The 14290-nt window shown below is 59.8% G+C and carries 15 protein-coding genes and 1 pseudogene; 9 read left to right on the top strand and 7 right to left on the bottom strand.

What is annotated here, in order from left to right:
* Positions 1–186: 186 nt before the first annotated feature.
* Positions 187–380: pseudogene (locus tag AA098_RS28040) on the top strand (type II toxin-antitoxin system HicA family toxin).
* On the top strand, positions 377–709 hold the full coding sequence (locus AA098_RS06005) for a type II toxin-antitoxin system HicB family antitoxin (protein WP_003252175.1): 333 nt from the start codon (positions 377–379) through the stop codon (positions 707–709). The pseudogene AA098_RS28040 and the gene AA098_RS06005 overlap by 4 nt, the downstream one beginning before the upstream one ends.
* 68 nt (positions 710–777) lie before the next feature.
* Here the strand turns inward: AA098_RS06005 and AA098_RS06000 are convergent, their stop codons facing one another.
* Positions 778–1884, bottom strand: coding sequence for an NADH:flavin oxidoreductase/NADH oxidase (locus tag AA098_RS06000; RefSeq protein WP_064613933.1), 1107 nt, complete (start codon positions 1882–1884; stop codon positions 778–780).
* A 797-nt stretch (positions 1885–2681) separates the two neighbouring features.
* Here AA098_RS06000 and AA098_RS05995 point away from each other — a divergent pair.
* From AA098_RS05995 to AA098_RS05975, 5 genes are all read left to right on the top strand, one after another.
* A complete protein-coding gene (locus AA098_RS05995) occupies positions 2682–2960 on the top strand; it encodes a hypothetical protein (protein ID WP_047604477.1) in 279 nt (92 codons plus the stop codon).
* 158 nt (positions 2961–3118) lie between these two features.
* Positions 3119–3397, top strand: coding sequence for a DUF3077 domain-containing protein (locus AA098_RS05990; protein WP_064613932.1), 279 nt, complete (start codon positions 3119–3121; stop codon positions 3395–3397).
* Between the two features lie 296 nt (positions 3398–3693).
* Complete coding sequence (locus AA098_RS29430; RefSeq protein ID WP_172402836.1) at positions 3694–4287, top strand: 2OG-Fe(II) oxygenase; 594 nt, start codon at positions 3694–3696, stop codon at positions 4285–4287.
* Positions 4284–5207, top strand: a complete 924-nt coding sequence (locus AA098_RS05980) for a hypothetical protein (protein WP_064613931.1) — start codon at positions 4284–4286, stop codon at positions 5205–5207. Before AA098_RS29430 ends, AA098_RS05980 begins: the two co-directional genes overlap by 4 nt.
* Positions 5208–5244: 37 nt before the next feature.
* The gene (locus tag AA098_RS05975) at positions 5245–5787 is read left to right on the top strand and encodes a hypothetical protein (protein WP_054888649.1); all 543 of its coding nucleotides are present in this window, start codon (positions 5245–5247) and stop codon (positions 5785–5787) included.
* Between the two features lie 92 nt (positions 5788–5879).
* Here AA098_RS05975 and recJ read toward each other — a convergent pair whose 3' ends face one another.
* Together recJ and AA098_RS05965 are read right to left on the bottom strand one after the other, a co-directional pair.
* Positions 5880–7589 (bottom strand): single-stranded-DNA-specific exonuclease RecJ, encoded by a 1710-nt coding sequence (gene recJ / locus AA098_RS05970; protein ID WP_004575452.1) that lies wholly within the window; start codon positions 7587–7589, stop codon positions 5880–5882.
* An 8-nt stretch (positions 7590–7597) separates the two neighbouring features.
* Positions 7598–8140 (bottom strand): YaeQ family protein, encoded by a 543-nt coding sequence (locus AA098_RS05965; protein WP_003252169.1) that lies wholly within the window; start codon positions 8138–8140, stop codon positions 7598–7600.
* Positions 8141–8270: 130 nt separating this feature from the next.
* Here AA098_RS05965 and AA098_RS05960 point away from each other — a divergent pair, with 130 nt between their 5' ends.
* Both AA098_RS05960 and AA098_RS05955 read left to right on the top strand, forming a co-directional pair.
* Positions 8271–9470 (top strand): CaiB/BaiF CoA-transferase family protein, encoded by a 1200-nt coding sequence (locus tag AA098_RS05960; RefSeq protein WP_003252168.1) that lies wholly within the window; start codon positions 8271–8273, stop codon positions 9468–9470.
* A gap of 20 nt (positions 9471–9490) precedes the next feature.
* Complete coding sequence (locus AA098_RS05955; RefSeq protein ID WP_054888648.1) at positions 9491–10366, top strand: TIGR02285 family protein; 876 nt, start codon at positions 9491–9493, stop codon at positions 10364–10366.
* 187 nt (positions 10367–10553) lie between these two features.
* Here the strand turns inward: AA098_RS05955 and AA098_RS05950 are convergent, their stop codons facing one another.
* From AA098_RS05950 to AA098_RS05935, 4 genes are all read right to left on the bottom strand, one after another.
* Positions 10554–10835 (bottom strand): DUF3509 domain-containing protein, encoded by a 282-nt coding sequence (locus AA098_RS05950; protein ID WP_003252163.1) that lies wholly within the window; start codon positions 10833–10835, stop codon positions 10554–10556.
* A gap of 79 nt (positions 10836–10914) precedes the next feature.
* Complete coding sequence (locus tag AA098_RS05945) at positions 10915–11334, bottom strand: response regulator (protein WP_004575449.1); 420 nt, start codon at positions 11332–11334, stop codon at positions 10915–10917.
* A gap of 130 nt (positions 11335–11464) precedes the next feature.
* Positions 11465–12874: a threonine synthase gene (gene thrC / locus AA098_RS05940; protein ID WP_003252159.1), complete on the bottom strand. Its 1410-nt coding sequence runs from the start codon at positions 12872–12874 to the stop codon at positions 11465–11467.
* A gap of 59 nt (positions 12875–12933) precedes the next feature.
* Entirely contained in the window at positions 12934–14238 is a 1305-nt protein-coding gene (locus AA098_RS05935; RefSeq protein WP_003252157.1) for a homoserine dehydrogenase, read from the bottom strand.
* Positions 14239–14290: the final 52 nt, after the last annotated feature.

Genomic DNA, 14290 nt, shown 5'->3' with positions numbered 1-14290 from the left:
GCTCGCGTTGACCGAGGGGCTTGAATGCCCCTCGGTCAACGTCTCAGAATTTTCCTTCACCCGTGATCTACTCCCTCCTACTGCACATTCATTGAGCTCTCATGGTTGGTATCATAATCTGATACCACGAATAATCATCAGCAAGCCACACTTGAAGCATTACTTAAAAGGCCGGTTCCCAGAACACTGGAGTGGGCGCGGGTGGAGTCTCTGCTGGTATCGCTGGGTGCCAGGTCGTAGAAGGAAGAGGATCACGGGTTCGCTTTGAACTCAATGGAGCAGTGGCAACCTTCCACCGCCCTCATCCGGACAGGCACGCCAAGCCCTATCAACTAAGAGACGCCCGCCAGTTCATTGAGCAGGCAGGAGTATTACCATGAATGTAATGACTTACCGCGGATACGCCGCTCGTATCGAATACAGCGATGAAGACCAGTTGCTGATCGGCCATGTCGCCGGTATTCGCGACGTGATAGGTTTTCATGGCGAATCGATCAGTGAATTGCGCCAGGCATTTGAAGAAGCCGTTGACGATTATCTTGAGACTTGCGAACGCCTTGGGCGGGAACCGCAGAAAACGTATTCCGGCAAACTCAGCCTACGCCTTGAGCCTACCCTTCACGCCAGTGTGGCGGCCAAGGCCGAGCTGGCTGAAAAAAGCATCAACCAATGGGTAAGCGATATTCTCAGCAAGGCTGCCTATAGCTGAACCCAGGGCCGCTTTGCGGCCCTTTCGCGAAACACGGCCGCTCCTGCAAGGGCCGCGCAAGGCATGGGTCAGTCGCGCAAATCCGACTCGTGAATCGGGTTGGCGCGGCTGGTCGCACGCTGGTATTGCGCAGGCCAGGTGGCCTTGTTGCCGCCCAGGTCGTCGTCGGCATGCAGAGGCCAGTACGGGTCGCGCAACAGTTCGCGGGCGAGGAAGATGATATCGGCCTGGCCGGTTCGCAGAATGTGCTCGGCCTGGGCCGGTTCGGTGATCATGCCCACGGTGCCGGTGGCGATTTCCGATTCCTTGCGCACGCGCTCGGCAAAGCGGGTCTGGTAGCCGGGGCCGGTGGGGATCTCGGCGTTGACCGAGGTGCCACCAGAAGAAACATCGATCAGATCCACGCCCAAACTCCGCAGGCGGCGTGCCAGTTCGACGGTTTCATCCGGGTTCCAACCATCTTCCACCCAGTCGGTTGCCGAAACCCGCACGAACAGTGGCAACTCCGGGGGCCAAACCTTGCGCACTGCCTCGACCACCTGCAAGGTCAGGCGGATGCGGTTTTCAAAGCTGCTACCGTACTCATCGCGGCGCTGGTTGCTCAGGGGTGATAGGAACTGGTGCAGCAGATAGCCGTGCGCGGCGTGGATCTCAACCACCTTGAAACCGGCCTTCAAGGCGCGCTCGGTCGAGGCGACGAAGGCGCCAATCACATCCTCAATCTCGTCCTGGCTCAACTCGCGCGGCGCGGTGTGTCGCGGGTCGAAGGCGATTTTCGAGGGCCCCACCGGCTGCCAGCCGCCCTCTTCCAGTTTGACGCTACCTGGTTTGCCCAGCCATGGGCGATAGGTGCTGGCCTTGCGCCCGGCGTGGGCCAGCTGGATGCCAGCCACGGCGCCCTGGGCGGTGATGAAGCGGGTGATGCGTTGTAACGGGGCGATCTGCGCGTCGTCCCACAGGCCAAGGTCTTCGGCGGTGATGCGGCCATCGGCGGTCACCGCCACGGCTTCAGTGATTACCAGGCCGGCGCCACCGACGGCGCGGCTGCCTAAATGGACGAGATGCCAGTCGTTGGCCAGGCCATCGACGGCTGAATACTGGCACATTGGTGACACGGCGATGCGGTTGGGCAAGGTCAGCTGACGCAGGGTGTAAGGCTCGAGCAGCAGGCTCATGAGGGCACCTCCCAAGGACTCCAATGGTGATCCGGCCCGGACACTCAAGTGCACATCCCTGGCCCGGTGCCGGTCATTAATGAGACTAGACCAGATTGGTGGGGGGGAAGGTTCTGTGGGATGGCGAGGGGTTCGCCGAAAGGTTTGCAGCGCCTGTGAGATCGAGCGCCGCCCGCGCGGCGCATCGCGGATAAATCCGCTCCTACATCTGTTTCGGGCCAATCACTCCTGTGCCGCCAACAGGGACCGCCTTGATGCATGGCTGAAGACCGATGAAAAGCAGTGGTGCCCACCTCGATATCGAAGGGAACAAACAAGGCGAACAGCGGTGGCCTCACAGGAGTGACTGGCCCGAAACAGATGTAGGAGCGGATTTATCCGCGATGCGCCGCGCGGGCGGCGCTCGACTTCCGCAACCCTGCAAGAATCAAGGCAGGCACTTAATGGCCTTAGTACGGCCCCGGGATTTCTGAATGGTCCGACGCATGTATCAGACGTTTCCTACACATATAAGCTGGCGATGCCTAGCTGAGGAAAATATCCTACAGACCCTGTCGACTCGCGTCTGATTGTTCCTGGAAACACCGCCCTTTAGGCTTTTCGTGTCGCTGAAAGCATCAGCGATGCGGGTGTGGAAACCCGGTCAATCTTCAAGTGCCTGTCGTAATGGCAGCTGTACACGGGAGGCCGTATGGCCTACCGGGGTTCCTTGAAGACCGGTTTTCCACCCCGTGTACAGTTGCCGCCCTTCGTGTGGAAACGGCGGTGGCAACTCCTTAAATCTTCAAGGAATTGCTATGAAAAAGATCCTCCCCGACCCACCCCATCATTTCGACCTTCCCTCCGACAAGACCCTCACCAACGCCGTCAGCGATGGCATCGTGCCCATCGATCATGTGGTGAAGATCACCCATTACCTGATGCTCGCCTATAACCATTGCCACCGAACCCTCGATGCCATCGAAGATGACCGCACCCGGGAATCGCTGGTGAATGGGCTGCGTGCCATGCAGATTGCCTGGGGTCAGGCGGATGCGCTGTCACTCGCCTTGGAGCGGAGTACCAGCCTTCATTGAGGTTAGATTTGCTGGCCTCTTCGCGGGCGAACCCGCTCCCACAGGGTCATCACAGGCTCCAAGGCTTACGCCTGACCTGTGGGAGCGGGTTCATCGAGGCGTCGAACCGCCGCGAAGAGGCCAGAACAGGCAATCAGGAAATTTCAGGAGAGGAATCGATGACCACAGACAACACCCAATTCACTGTCGGCAAAACCACCTTCTTCCAAGGCGAACACCAGACCCATCCCCTGTTCCGCATCGAGCCAGGCATTCCCTGCCGGGATGCCCGCGAGCAGGCATCGGAGTTGATGGGCTATGTAAGAGAGCTGACCATCATCGGTCTGATGGATGAAAAACCGATGATGATCTGGGCATCCCATTACCTGAGTGCCATGGCCAAGGCACTGATGGATGATGCCGAGCTGGGCATGACGCATAAACCGTTGGGTGACTGAAACTTCCTTCATTCCGCGGTCTGACTGTAATCAGCAAAAGTCGACCGCCCTTTAAGCGCTAGGGTAGTACCACCCACGACAACCCTTTCCACCCGGCCTACCGGGCATCTTAGAAAAATCATACAGCCTATTACTTAAAGTTCTACGTTCTCTTGGGAAATTCTTCTCAAGCAACATCTCCCTCCTCCTATCGCTGGTCTGCCTCTCAAATACTATTGTCCATCACGTCACGGCGACCAATGAAGCCAATCACGCAGTTCGCACAAACCCGACCTCCACGCGCGCGAGTTGAGTCAATGACGGATATCCCCTTTACAGAAAAACCGAAAGTATTAGATAAGTTCATTACCGAACACGAGCAAAATTTACTCACAAATTCATTTTCGGGTGCAATATGGAGATATGGCTGGCCCATTAATACAATTCCCCTCGCGCGTCCTTGCTGGCACATCTTCATAGCCGGTAGCAAACGTACCTCACTGGAGTGCTGCGAGCATGAACTGGCCAGCGACAGCCATTGGGGCTTTCTACTTGATATTTGGAGGCGCACGCAGCTTGCTCACATGCGTGACTGTTTGCTGCTGGGTGTTTACGCAAACGGCCAGACTTTCGGCCAAGACAGTCCTATTCATAGAGATAACAAATCAATTGAACCTGGAAAAACCGCAGTCCTCTTCTGCAATGCCCAGTGGGAAACCACATGGGGCGGCGAACTGATTCTATTCGATCAGCAGAAGAATGACACCATCGCTGCCATACAACCAAAGCCGGGACGCATAGCGATTTTCGACGGACACATACCGCACAGAGCCAGAGCGCCCACCGTTGACTGCGACAAATTGCGAATCACTATCGCTTTCAAGACCATGAATAAGGATATTAAACAATGAGCACACGCGCCGAACTGATAGTAGCAGTAATAGATAAAACGGCAAAACCCATCAATCAAACTGGGGGAGCAGCAGCAATCCACGACCAATTCAACACAGATAAAACCGGATTTTCACTAGTCATCCAAACAGCACAGACAACTACGGCGATAGCCTCAGTAGTCTCCGTCACTCACCTCCCGATAGGTGCTGTACCCTTCATTAACATTGTTACCAATACCCTTTCTGGCACCGTGACCTTCCTGAAAGTCGCGGCAGACCTCAAAGAGGGCGCGGAAATTAAGAGCGGAGATGTCATAAGTTTGGCATGCAACGTCGCAGGCATCGTGGCCTCGTTCGCCATTCTGGCCGGAGCACCTTTAATTGCTGGAGGGGCCACAGTCGTGGGCGTAACCGCCACACTCTATAGCATCTTCAATTCTGACCTGGCTAAAGCAGCTTACGACAAGATGGCTCCACTCTTTACCAGCCTGCTGAGTCAAGGTGACCTTACTGGTTTTACCGCGCCACGGATTGCGCCTGACTTCACACTCGCTTCACCTGACCAGATACTTTCCACCCACCAGGGAATGATCACAACCGTTAACTGGAACCCTGACTCTTCAGAAATATCCCTAGGCACCGAACCACTAAGTTTTCCAGATAGCAGCCAGGCTCACACCGCCCCAACAGGGAGCGAGACTTTCAATTCAACGCAACCGCCTCCCCTTAGCGGAAACTCCAGCAGCAACTCAGTAGCGGTGACATCTACCCCTGACACACCTGCCCCTGACGCAACACTGACTATAAGCATAGAAAGTATAGATGGTATAAAGTCACCCGACCAAGCACCATCAATTACCGTACCTATTGACGACAACCAGGACAATCAAGATAACTACATATGCTGTAGCAGTGCGCAGCAGGATCAGTACTTCTAGCCAACCTGTAAAACCCTCCACGCCGTAACGAGCCGATATGAATATCTGGCAGCAATCGCTAAAACTCATACGTGAACTCCCGCCTCACAAACAAGCCAAAGCGCTATTAATAGGCGGACTTATAAATCTCACCCTAGGCACCAGCTTCACATTCATGTGGCGCGAACACAAAAACACCAATGAAGAGTTATGGTCGCGAGTTCCAGCCTTTCTCACCTCCAAGCCTGAAACCTGGGATAGCGACAAATCTCTTTATACGTTCAGCATCAAGTTTAAAACTTCAAATGGAAAGCACCACAACGCTCATCTTTATGCAGAAAAAATATACTATGATGCAGCGAGCCTGGACCTAAATACGCCACTCTTTGTTGACATAGCAACCTCTAAAAGCGCTGCAACGGCTCAGCGCTTAATCGCTCCTAATGGAATGTTTCTTTATGATTCTGCAATGGCGGCACATGTCACCAATGTAAGAAACCGGGAGACCACACTAGCAGTTATCATTTTCTCATTTAGCGGCATCAGCATCTTGATTGCGGCAGCGGCGATCTACTACCGCCCCAGAAAGGAGTGCAACTGAACCTGAGCAGCACCTGGGAGATCGAGCGCCGCGCGGGCGGCGCTCGATTTGTGCCCCAGCGCAAGATCCAAGGCAGGCACCTGACGCTAAACTCAGCGCGGCTCCATATGCGCAATCATCAACTGCACACTCTCATTACCGCGAAACTCGTTCACATCCAGCTTGTACGCCAACTCCACCCAGCGCACCGTCGGGTTTGGCCACACTTCGCGGTCAATGCCGAAGGCAATGCCATCCAGCCGCACCGAGCCACATTCGCTCTTGAGCACCACTTTCAGGTGCCGTTCGCCAACCACACGCTGCTCCACCAACTGGAACACGCCATGGAACAGCGGCTCAGGGAAGTGCTGGCCCCATGGGCCGGCATGGCGCAGGGCCTTGGCCAGGTCGAGGTGGAACTCCTCTACCGCCAGGCTGCCGTCGGACAACAGCCGGCCGGTCAGGTCTTCTTCGCGCAGTTGACGCCGCACTTCTTCGTCGAAGGCCTCGGCGAATGCCGGGAAGTTGCCTTCTGGCAACGACAACCCGGCAGCCATGGCGTGGCCGCCGAACTTGCTGATCAGCTGCGGGTGGCGCGCGGCCACGGCATCCAGCGCATCGCGAATATGGAAGCCCGGCACCGAGCGCGCCGAACCTTTGAGCATGCCGTCGCCAGCATCAGCGAACGCAATGGTCGGCCGGTGGTAACGTTCCTTCAGACGCGAAGCCAGAATACCGATCACCCCTTGGTGCCAATCGGCATCGAACAGGCACAAGCCGTAGGGCATGGACTCGACCGGCAGGTCCTTGAGCTGGGCCAGGGCCTCGCGCTGCATGCCCTGCTCGATGGACTTGCGGTCCTGGTTCAGGTCGTCCAGCTGCTGGGCCATGTCCTGGGCCAGCGCCGCGTCTTCGCACAGCAGGCATTCGATACCCAGGCTCATGTCGTCCAGCCGCCCTGCGGCGTTTAACCGCGGGCCGAGGATGAAACCGAGGTCGGTCGAGGTGATGCGCCGGTGATCACGGCGGGCCACTTCGAGAATGGCCTTCAGCCCCGGTCGGGCTCGGCCGGCACGGATGCGCTCGAGGCCTTGGTGCACCAGGATGCGGTTATTGGCATCCAGCGGTACCACGTCAGCAACACTGCCCAGCGCCACCAGATCGAGCAGTTCGCCAATGTTCGGCTGTGGCTGCGCCTCGTACCGCCCAAGGCTGCGCAAGCGAGCGCGCAGGGCCATCAACACATAGAAGATCACCCCTACCCCGGCCAGGGACTTGCTCGGAAAGCTGCAGCCCGGCTGGTTGGGGTTGATGATGGCATCGGCGTCGGGCAGCTGCTCGCCCGGCAGGTGGTGGTCGGTGACCAGCACCTTGAGCCCGGCGGCCTTGGCGGCTGCCACCCCGTCAACACTGGAAATGCCGTTGTCCACGGTAATCAGTAACTGCGGCTGGCGCTGCAGCGCCACCTCGACGATTTCCGGGGTCAGGCCGTAGCCGTACTCGAAGCGGTTGGGCACCAGGTAATCGACATGGGCCGCACCCAGCAGGCGCAGGCCCAGCACCCCGACGGTGCTGGCGGTGGCACCGTCGGCATCGAAGTCGCCGACGATGAGGATGCGCTGGCGCTGGTCGATGGCTTCGACCAGCAGGTCCACACCGGCCTCGATGCCCTTGAGCTGCTGGTACGGCAGCAGGCGTGCCAGGCTTTTGTCCAGCTCGGCCTCGCTCTGCACGCCGCGCGCGGCGTAAAGGCGGGTCAGCAAGGGTGGCAAGTTACCCAGAAATGGCAGGGTCGGCGGCAGCGGACGAGGTTCGATACGCATGGGTTGCTTCAACCACGCTCACCGAGCAGCCACTGCAGTTGTACTTCATGCTGGCCACGGTCGTCAGTCACGAATACCGTACCTTCACTGATCATCACGTCCCACTTGATGCTACGCGGCATGTCGGTCGCCAGGGTTTCCAGCACCTCTTGCGGCACAGCGGCAATGCTCAGGTTTTTCAGGTTCTTGACCGCGCTCACCACTTTGCCTTCCCACACTCGCAGGCTGCCGTACGCCAGCAAGCTGGTGCGTTCGGTACGACGCGAGCACCAGGTCAGACGATCGGCATCAGGCTGGCCAACTTCAATCCAGTGCAGCACGCGATCGTCCAGGCTCTTTTCCCACAGCGCTGGCTCATCGACATCCGACAGGCCGCGGCCAAACGACAAGTTCTCGTTGTACCAGAGCGCGTACGCCAACAAACGAACTGCCATGCGCTCTTCGGTTTCCGAAGGGTGCCGAGCGATCGTCTGTTTGACGCTTTCGTAGACGTTGCGATCAAGGTCAGTGAGATTCAATTCGAACTTGTAGGTGGTGGACGGCTGGGCCATGGTCGACGGGCTTCGTGCAAAAGAAAGTGGCACAGTCTACCCCATCCGCACCTTCCATGCCCCGCAGCAGTACCCGGCGTAACCGACGTGTGATAAAACCACGGCTCTGCCCAACTGCCACGGACACCCCATGTCGACGCCCAGCAAACCCCTCGCCGGCCTTAAAGTTGTCGAACTCGGTACCTTGATCGCCGGGCCGTTCGCCTCGCGTATCTGTGCCGAATTCGGCGCCGAAGTGGTCAAGGTCGAATCGCCCGATGGCGGCGACCCGCTGCGCAAGTGGCGCAAGCTGTACGAGGGCACCTCGCTGTGGTGGTTCGTGCAGGCCCGCAACAAGCAGTCGCTCACCCTCAACCTCAAGCACCCCGAGGGCCGCGATATCCTCAAGCGCCTGCTGGCCGAGGCCGACATCCTGATCGAAAACTTTCGCCCGGGCGTGCTGGAAAAACTTGGTTTGGGGTGGGATGTGCTGCATGCGCTGAACCCGCGCCTGGTGATGGTGCGCCTGTCGGGCTTTGGCCAGACCGGGCCGATGAAAGACCAGCCAGGCTTCGGTGCCGTAGGCGAGTCAATGGGCGGCCTGCGCTACATCACGGGTTTCGATGACCGCCCGCCGGTGCGAACCGGGATTTCCATCGGGGACTCGATTGCCGCCCTGTGGGGGGTGATCGGCGCGCTGATGGCGCTGCGCCACCGGGAAGTCAATGGCGGCCAGGGCCAGGTGGTGGACGTGGCCCTGTACGAGGCGATCTTTGCCATGATGGAGAGCATGGTCCCGGAATTCGATGTGTTCGGTTTCATCCGCGAACGCACCGGCAACATCATGCCAGGCATCACGCCCTCCTCCATCCACACAAGCGCCGACGGCAAACATGTGCAGATCGGCGCCAACGGTGATGCGATCTTCAAGCGCTTCATGCAGGCCATCGGTCGCGATGACCTCGCCGACGACCCGACCCTGGCCAGCAACGACGGCCGCGACCTGCGTCGTGACGAGCTGTATGGGGTAATCGACCGCTGGGCCAACAGCCTCCCACTGGAGCAACTGATGCAGGTGCTGACCACTGCCGAAGTGCCGGCCAGCCGTATCTATTCGGCCGAAGACATGTTCAACGACCCCCAGTACCTGGCACGCGAGATGTTCCTGCAGGCCAAGCTGCCGGATGGCAAGCCATTCCACATGCCCGGCATCGTGCCCAAGCTGTCGGAGACTCCCGGCTCTAGCGAATGGGTCGGCCCGGCCTTGGGCGAACATACCGAGGCGCTGCTCGGCAGCCTGGGCTACGACGCAGCGGCCATCGCCAGCCTGCGCGCAGCGGGCACGGTCTGATCCTGGCGCTGACCGGTTCCATGTGCGCGCCCCGCTGCCTACGCCACCTGGTCCTGCTCTGCGGGCTGCTACCTGCATTGCTGTTGCAGCCCGCACATGCCAAGGAGCACCTCTTCTGGCTGGTACGCGACCTGCCACCGTTCACCATTTTTGATGGCCCGGAAGAAGGCCGGGGGGTCATCGACCAGTTGTTACCGCTGCTGATAAGGCAGATGCCCGAGTACGAACACAGCATCGTGCGGGTCAACCGCGCCCGCAGCCTGCAGATGCTGCAAGACCGTGGCACCTTCACCTGCGACCCAACCCTGCTGTGGACACCGGAACGGGCCAAATATGTGCATTTTTCTGTTCCATCACTGGGCGTGCTCAGCGGCGGCCTGGTGTTGCGCAAGGAAAACCAGGCGCTGGTGGCACCCTACCTCGACGGCCAGCAGGTGGACCTGCATGGCCTGCTGAGCAAGGCCCCGCTGAAGCTGGGGATTGTCGCGGAACGCAGCTACGGCACGCAGATTGACAGCATCTTGCGCCAGTTACCCGACAGCGCGCTCAGCCGCCACTACGGCAACGAGGCCACCGCCAACCTGCTGCAGATGCAGCAGTTGGGGCGCCTGCGCCTGGTGCTCGGCTACTGGCCTGAAGTTCGCTACCTGATCCAACAACAAGGCGGGTCACTGGCTGACTACCAGTTTCATACTGTGCAGGGCGTGGATCGCTACCAGTTTCTGCATGTGGGCTGTTCAGACAGCGAATTGGGGCGTGCGGCAGTTGCCCACATCGACCAGTTGCTGCCCACCCTGCGCCGGGATGTGTTGCCAGGGTTGTATGCCCGCTGGCTGGACCTGGCATTGCGGGAGGACTATCTGGAGGAAAGCCGGCGTTTCTTTGAGGACAAATAAGCCCAACCGGTCTGCACCGTCGTTGCAGGAGCAGCCGAGGGATACGTGCCTGCCCAGAAAAAGAAACCCCAGGCGCTGGGGAAGACGCCCGGGGCCAAGCGAAAGCCCTTGAGGACTTCCCGTGGCAGCCTTGCCAGCGCCGGAGCAAAGCACTGGCTGGCTGCCCCTACACTGTCTGATGGACGACTCAGGCAAAGGTTCCCTGCGGTTGTTGGCGATGCTGCAATGCCGCGATCACACAAGGCTGCAACCGCCCCTCAGCTATCTGCAAGTCTCGGTGCAAGCCGTCCACGAGGTCGATCAGCAGGCGTTGCTCCTGCAATTGGCGCTCGCTGACCGTGCGCCGCAAGGTAATACCTGAGAGAGGGTCGTGAACGGTCAGTTGGCGATTACCACTGGGATCGGCGATGCCGAGGTGGGTCTGATAGGGCGTCAGGGCTTCGTTGAGCAGGCTGCAGATTCTTTCCATCCGGATCACTCGCTGCGTGGTGGGACCTAAAGTAACTGACCAGCAGGCGCCGCAGAAAGTTCGTCAAACCGCGCCCGCTTCAGTGAGCATGCGGGGCTGGCATGACAGTTTGAATACGCGACCCTGGGCGCACCTGCAGTGTTTGCAAGGCGTGCTGCAGGCGTGGCATCGACAGCGGCCAGGGCAACTCGTCGAGCACCCACATGCCACATTTTCTGGCCTCCTGTGCAAGGTTTTGACGCGTTGGGGCAGGCTGGCCGACGAACAGCAATGCGCGCACTCGTCGCTGCTGGGCGAGCAAAGCAAGGCCGGCCCGGGCTGGCATGGCGTGGTCAAGGATCAGCAAGTCAGGGCGACGCTCAGCGCAGAGGCAGGCGTCGAGGTCAGCGACGCTTTCGCTGATGCGCACGTTGAAGACGCCTTGGCCATTGAGGGCCTGGTGCAAGAGGATCTGGTGGGATGGGCGAGCCTGGTGAATCAACACATAGGGCTGGTGCATGAGCCGCTCCTGATGGGAGGACCGGCTAATTTATGCTTGGCGCCCGGCAGGCTGAATAGGATGTTTCTGATAGATCGGAGGGAAAGGGCTGAGACGTTGGGGCTGCGCTGCAGCCCCAAACGCCATGCAATTACAGCGGCTTGCCGCGGTTGCCGTGCTGGCTGACAAAGCCCTGTACAGCCTTCAGGTCATTGGCCAGGACCGTGCAACGCTCTTCACGGCTGAACAGGTCGCTGAGGTGCGCGGGTAGCTCCAGCGCCTTGCCCACACCGGCCTTCTCCACCGCGTCCGGGAACTTGACCGGGTGCGCGGTACCCAGCACCACCATTGGCGTGTCCAGGCTGCGGCGGCACTCGCGGGCAGCCTTCACGCCGATTGCGGTATGCGGGTCGAGCACTTCACCGGTGGCGGCGAACACTTCTGCGATGGTCTCGCAGGTTTGCTCGTCGCTGACAGCCAGCGAGTCGAACAGTTTGCGGGCTTCGGTCCAGCGGTCTTGCTCGACGCTGAAGCCGCCACCTTGCTTGAAGTTGGCCATCAGCTCGGCAATCGCACCACCGTTGCGGCCATGCAGGTCGAACAGCAGGCGCTCGAAGTTGGACGAGACCATGATGTCCATCGACGGCGACAGGGTCGCGTGCAGGGTTTCCTTGACGTACTGGTTGCCGCTCATGAAGCGGTGCAGGATGTCGTTACGGTTGGTGGCGACGATCAATTGGCTGACCGGCAGGCCCATGTTGCGCGCCAGATAGCCGGCGAAGATGTCGCCGAAGTTGCCGGTCGGTACCGAGAACGCCACCGAGCGCGCCGGGCCACCCAGCTGCAAGGCTGCATGGAAGTAGTAGACGATCTGGGCCATGATCCGCGCCCAGTTGATCGAGTTGACGGCGACCAGGCGGGTGCCCTTGAGGAACGACTGGTCGGCGAAACTGGCCTTGACCATTTCCTGGCAGTCATCGAAGTTGCCTTCGATGGCGATGTTGTGGATGTTGTCGCCAAAGATGGTAGTCATCTGACGGCGCTGCACTTCCGACACACGCTGGTGCGGGTGCAGGATGAAGATGTCGACGTTGTCGCAACGGCGGCAGCCTTCGATCGCGGCAGAACCGGTATCACCGCTGGTGGCACCGATGATGACCACGCGCTCGTTGCGCTTGGCCAGCACATGGTCAAGCAGGCGGCCGAGCAACTGCAGGGCAAAGTCCTTGAACGCCAGGGTCGGGCCGTGGAACAGCTCCAGCACCCACTCGTTGCTGTTCAGCTGACGCAACGGGGCGACCGCAGCGTGGGCGAACTCGCCGTAGGTTTCTTCGAGGATCTTCTTGAAGTCGGCGTCGGCGATACTGCCTTCGACGAACGGGCGCATCACGCGGAAGGCCAGCTCGTGGTAGGGCAAGCCGGCCCACGAGGCGATTTCTTCCTGGGTGAAGCGTGGCAGGTTTTCCGGCACGTAGAGGCCGCCGTCGCTGGCCAGGCCAGCCAGCAGCACGTCTTCGAAATTCAGGGCCGGTGCCTGGCCGCGGGTACTGATATAGCGCATGGGTGCAAACCTTCGATGCTGGGGCCGGGGCCGCGCGGGCGGCCCATCGGCAATATTTGTTAGTTGAGCTGCTCGACGCGAATGCGCACAACCTTGCCGACCACGTCCTGCAGGGCTTCCAGGGCGACGATGGCATCATTGATACGCTGCTCGACCACGCCATGGGTCACCAGGATCATTGGCACCAGGCCGTCCTGCTCCTCGGCTTCCTTCTGCATGATCGACTCGATGTTGATACCGCGCTCCGAGAGGATGCTGGCGACCTGGGCCAGAACGCCCGGGTGATCCTTGGCCTGGATACGCAGGTAGTAGGCGCTTTCGCAGGCTTCGATCGGCAGGATCGGGTGGGCCGACAGCGAGTCTGGCTGGAAGGCCAGGTGCGGCACACGGTTTTCCGGGTCGGAGGTCATGGCACGGACCACGTCGACCAGGTCGCCGACCACTGACGAAGCGGTAGGCTCCATACCCGCGCCGGCACCGTAGTACAGGGTGGAGCCGGCAGCATCACCGTTGACCATGACAGCGTTCATCACGCCGTTGACGTTGGCGATCAGACGGTCGGCCGGGATCAGCGTCGGGTGCACGCGCAGCTCGATACCTTCGGCGGTGCGGCGCGCCACGCCCAGGTGCTTGATGCGGTAGCCCAACGCCTCGGCGTAGTTCACGTCTGCCGTTGTCAGCTGGGTGATACCTTCGGTGTAGGCCTTGTCGAACTGCAGCGGGATACCGAACGCGATGGACGCCAGGATCGTCAGCTTGTGTGCAGCGTCGATGCCTTCTACGTCAAAGGTCGGGTCGGCTTCGGCGTAGCCCAGCGCCTGAGCTTCGGCCAGCACGTCCGGGAAGGCACGGCCCTTCTCACGCATTTCGGTGAGGATGAAGTTACCGGTGCCGTTGATGATGCCAGCCAGCCAGTTGATGCGGTTGGCCGACAGGCCTTCGCGGATGGCCTTGATCACCGGGATGCCACCGGCTACGGCCGCCTCGAAAGCGACAATCACGCCCTTCTCGCGAGCTTTGGCGAAGATTTCGTTGCCGTGCACGGCAATCAGCGCCTTGTTGGCAGTGACCACGTGCTTGCCGTTTTCGATGGCCTTCAGCACCAGGTCGCGGGCGATGGTATAGCCACCGATCAGCTCGATGACAATGTCGATCTCCGGGTTGCTTGCAACTTCGAACACGTCAGCGGTAATGGGGGTACCGGTAATCTGGCAGTTCGGGTTCTGCGAGCGCATGGCGATCTGTGCCACTTCAATACCGCGCCCGGCACGGCGGGCAATCTCCTCGGCGTTGCGCTGAAGTACATTGAAGGTTCCGCCACCGACGGTCCCCAACCCACAGATGCCTACTTTGACCGGTTTCACTGTGAACTCCCCATTGAACGGCCGACACGTTTGCCGACCGTGAAACTTGCCG

It is taken from the genome of Pseudomonas sp. JY-Q (assembly GCF_001655295.1).
Taxonomy (GTDB): domain Bacteria; phylum Pseudomonadota; class Gammaproteobacteria; order Pseudomonadales; family Pseudomonadaceae; genus Aquipseudomonas; species Aquipseudomonas alloputida.
The sequence above is the reverse complement of the archived record's forward strand: the minus strand, read 5'-3'. Positions and strand labels throughout refer to the sequence as shown.

Bases quoted from the DNA above. Each gene is read 5' to 3' on its own strand.
- AA098_RS29430 (WP_172402836.1), top strand. From the start codon at position 3,694: ATGACGGATATCCCCTTTACAGAAAAACCGAAAGTATTAGATAAGTTC.
- AA098_RS05950 (WP_003252163.1), bottom strand. From the start codon at position 10,835: ATGGAAAGAATCTGCAGCCTGCTCAACGAAGCCCTGACGCCCTATCAG.
- AA098_RS05975 (WP_054888649.1), top strand. From the start codon at position 5,245: ATGAATATCTGGCAGCAATCGCTAAAACTCATACGTGAACTCCCGCCT.
- AA098_RS05990 (WP_064613932.1), top strand. From the start codon at position 3,119: ATGACCACAGACAACACCCAATTCACTGTCGGCAAAACCACCTTCTTC.
- AA098_RS05955 (WP_054888648.1), top strand. From the start codon at position 9,491: ATGTGCGCGCCCCGCTGCCTACGCCACCTGGTCCTGCTCTGCGGGCTG.
- AA098_RS05965 (WP_003252169.1), bottom strand. From the start codon at position 8,140: ATGGCCCAGCCGTCCACCACCTACAAGTTCGAATTGAATCTCACTGAC.
- thrC (WP_003252159.1), bottom strand. From the start codon at position 12,874: ATGCGCTATATCAGTACCCGCGGCCAGGCACCGGCCCTGAATTTCGAA.
- AA098_RS05980 (WP_064613931.1), top strand. From the start codon at position 4,284: ATGAGCACACGCGCCGAACTGATAGTAGCAGTAATAGATAAAACGGCA.
- AA098_RS06000 (WP_064613933.1), bottom strand. From the start codon at position 1,884: ATGAGCCTGCTGCTCGAGCCTTACACCCTGCGTCAGCTGACCTTGCCC.
- AA098_RS05960 (WP_003252168.1), top strand. From the start codon at position 8,271: ATGTCGACGCCCAGCAAACCCCTCGCCGGCCTTAAAGTTGTCGAACTC.
- AA098_RS05945 (WP_004575449.1), bottom strand. From the start codon at position 11,334: ATGCACCAGCCCTATGTGTTGATTCACCAGGCTCGCCCATCCCACCAG.
- AA098_RS05995 (WP_047604477.1), top strand. From the start codon at position 2,682: ATGAAAAAGATCCTCCCCGACCCACCCCATCATTTCGACCTTCCCTCC.
- recJ (WP_004575452.1), bottom strand. From the start codon at position 7,589: ATGCGTATCGAACCTCGTCCGCTGCCGCCGACCCTGCCATTTCTGGGT.
- AA098_RS06005 (WP_003252175.1), top strand. From the start codon at position 377: ATGAATGTAATGACTTACCGCGGATACGCCGCTCGTATCGAATACAGC.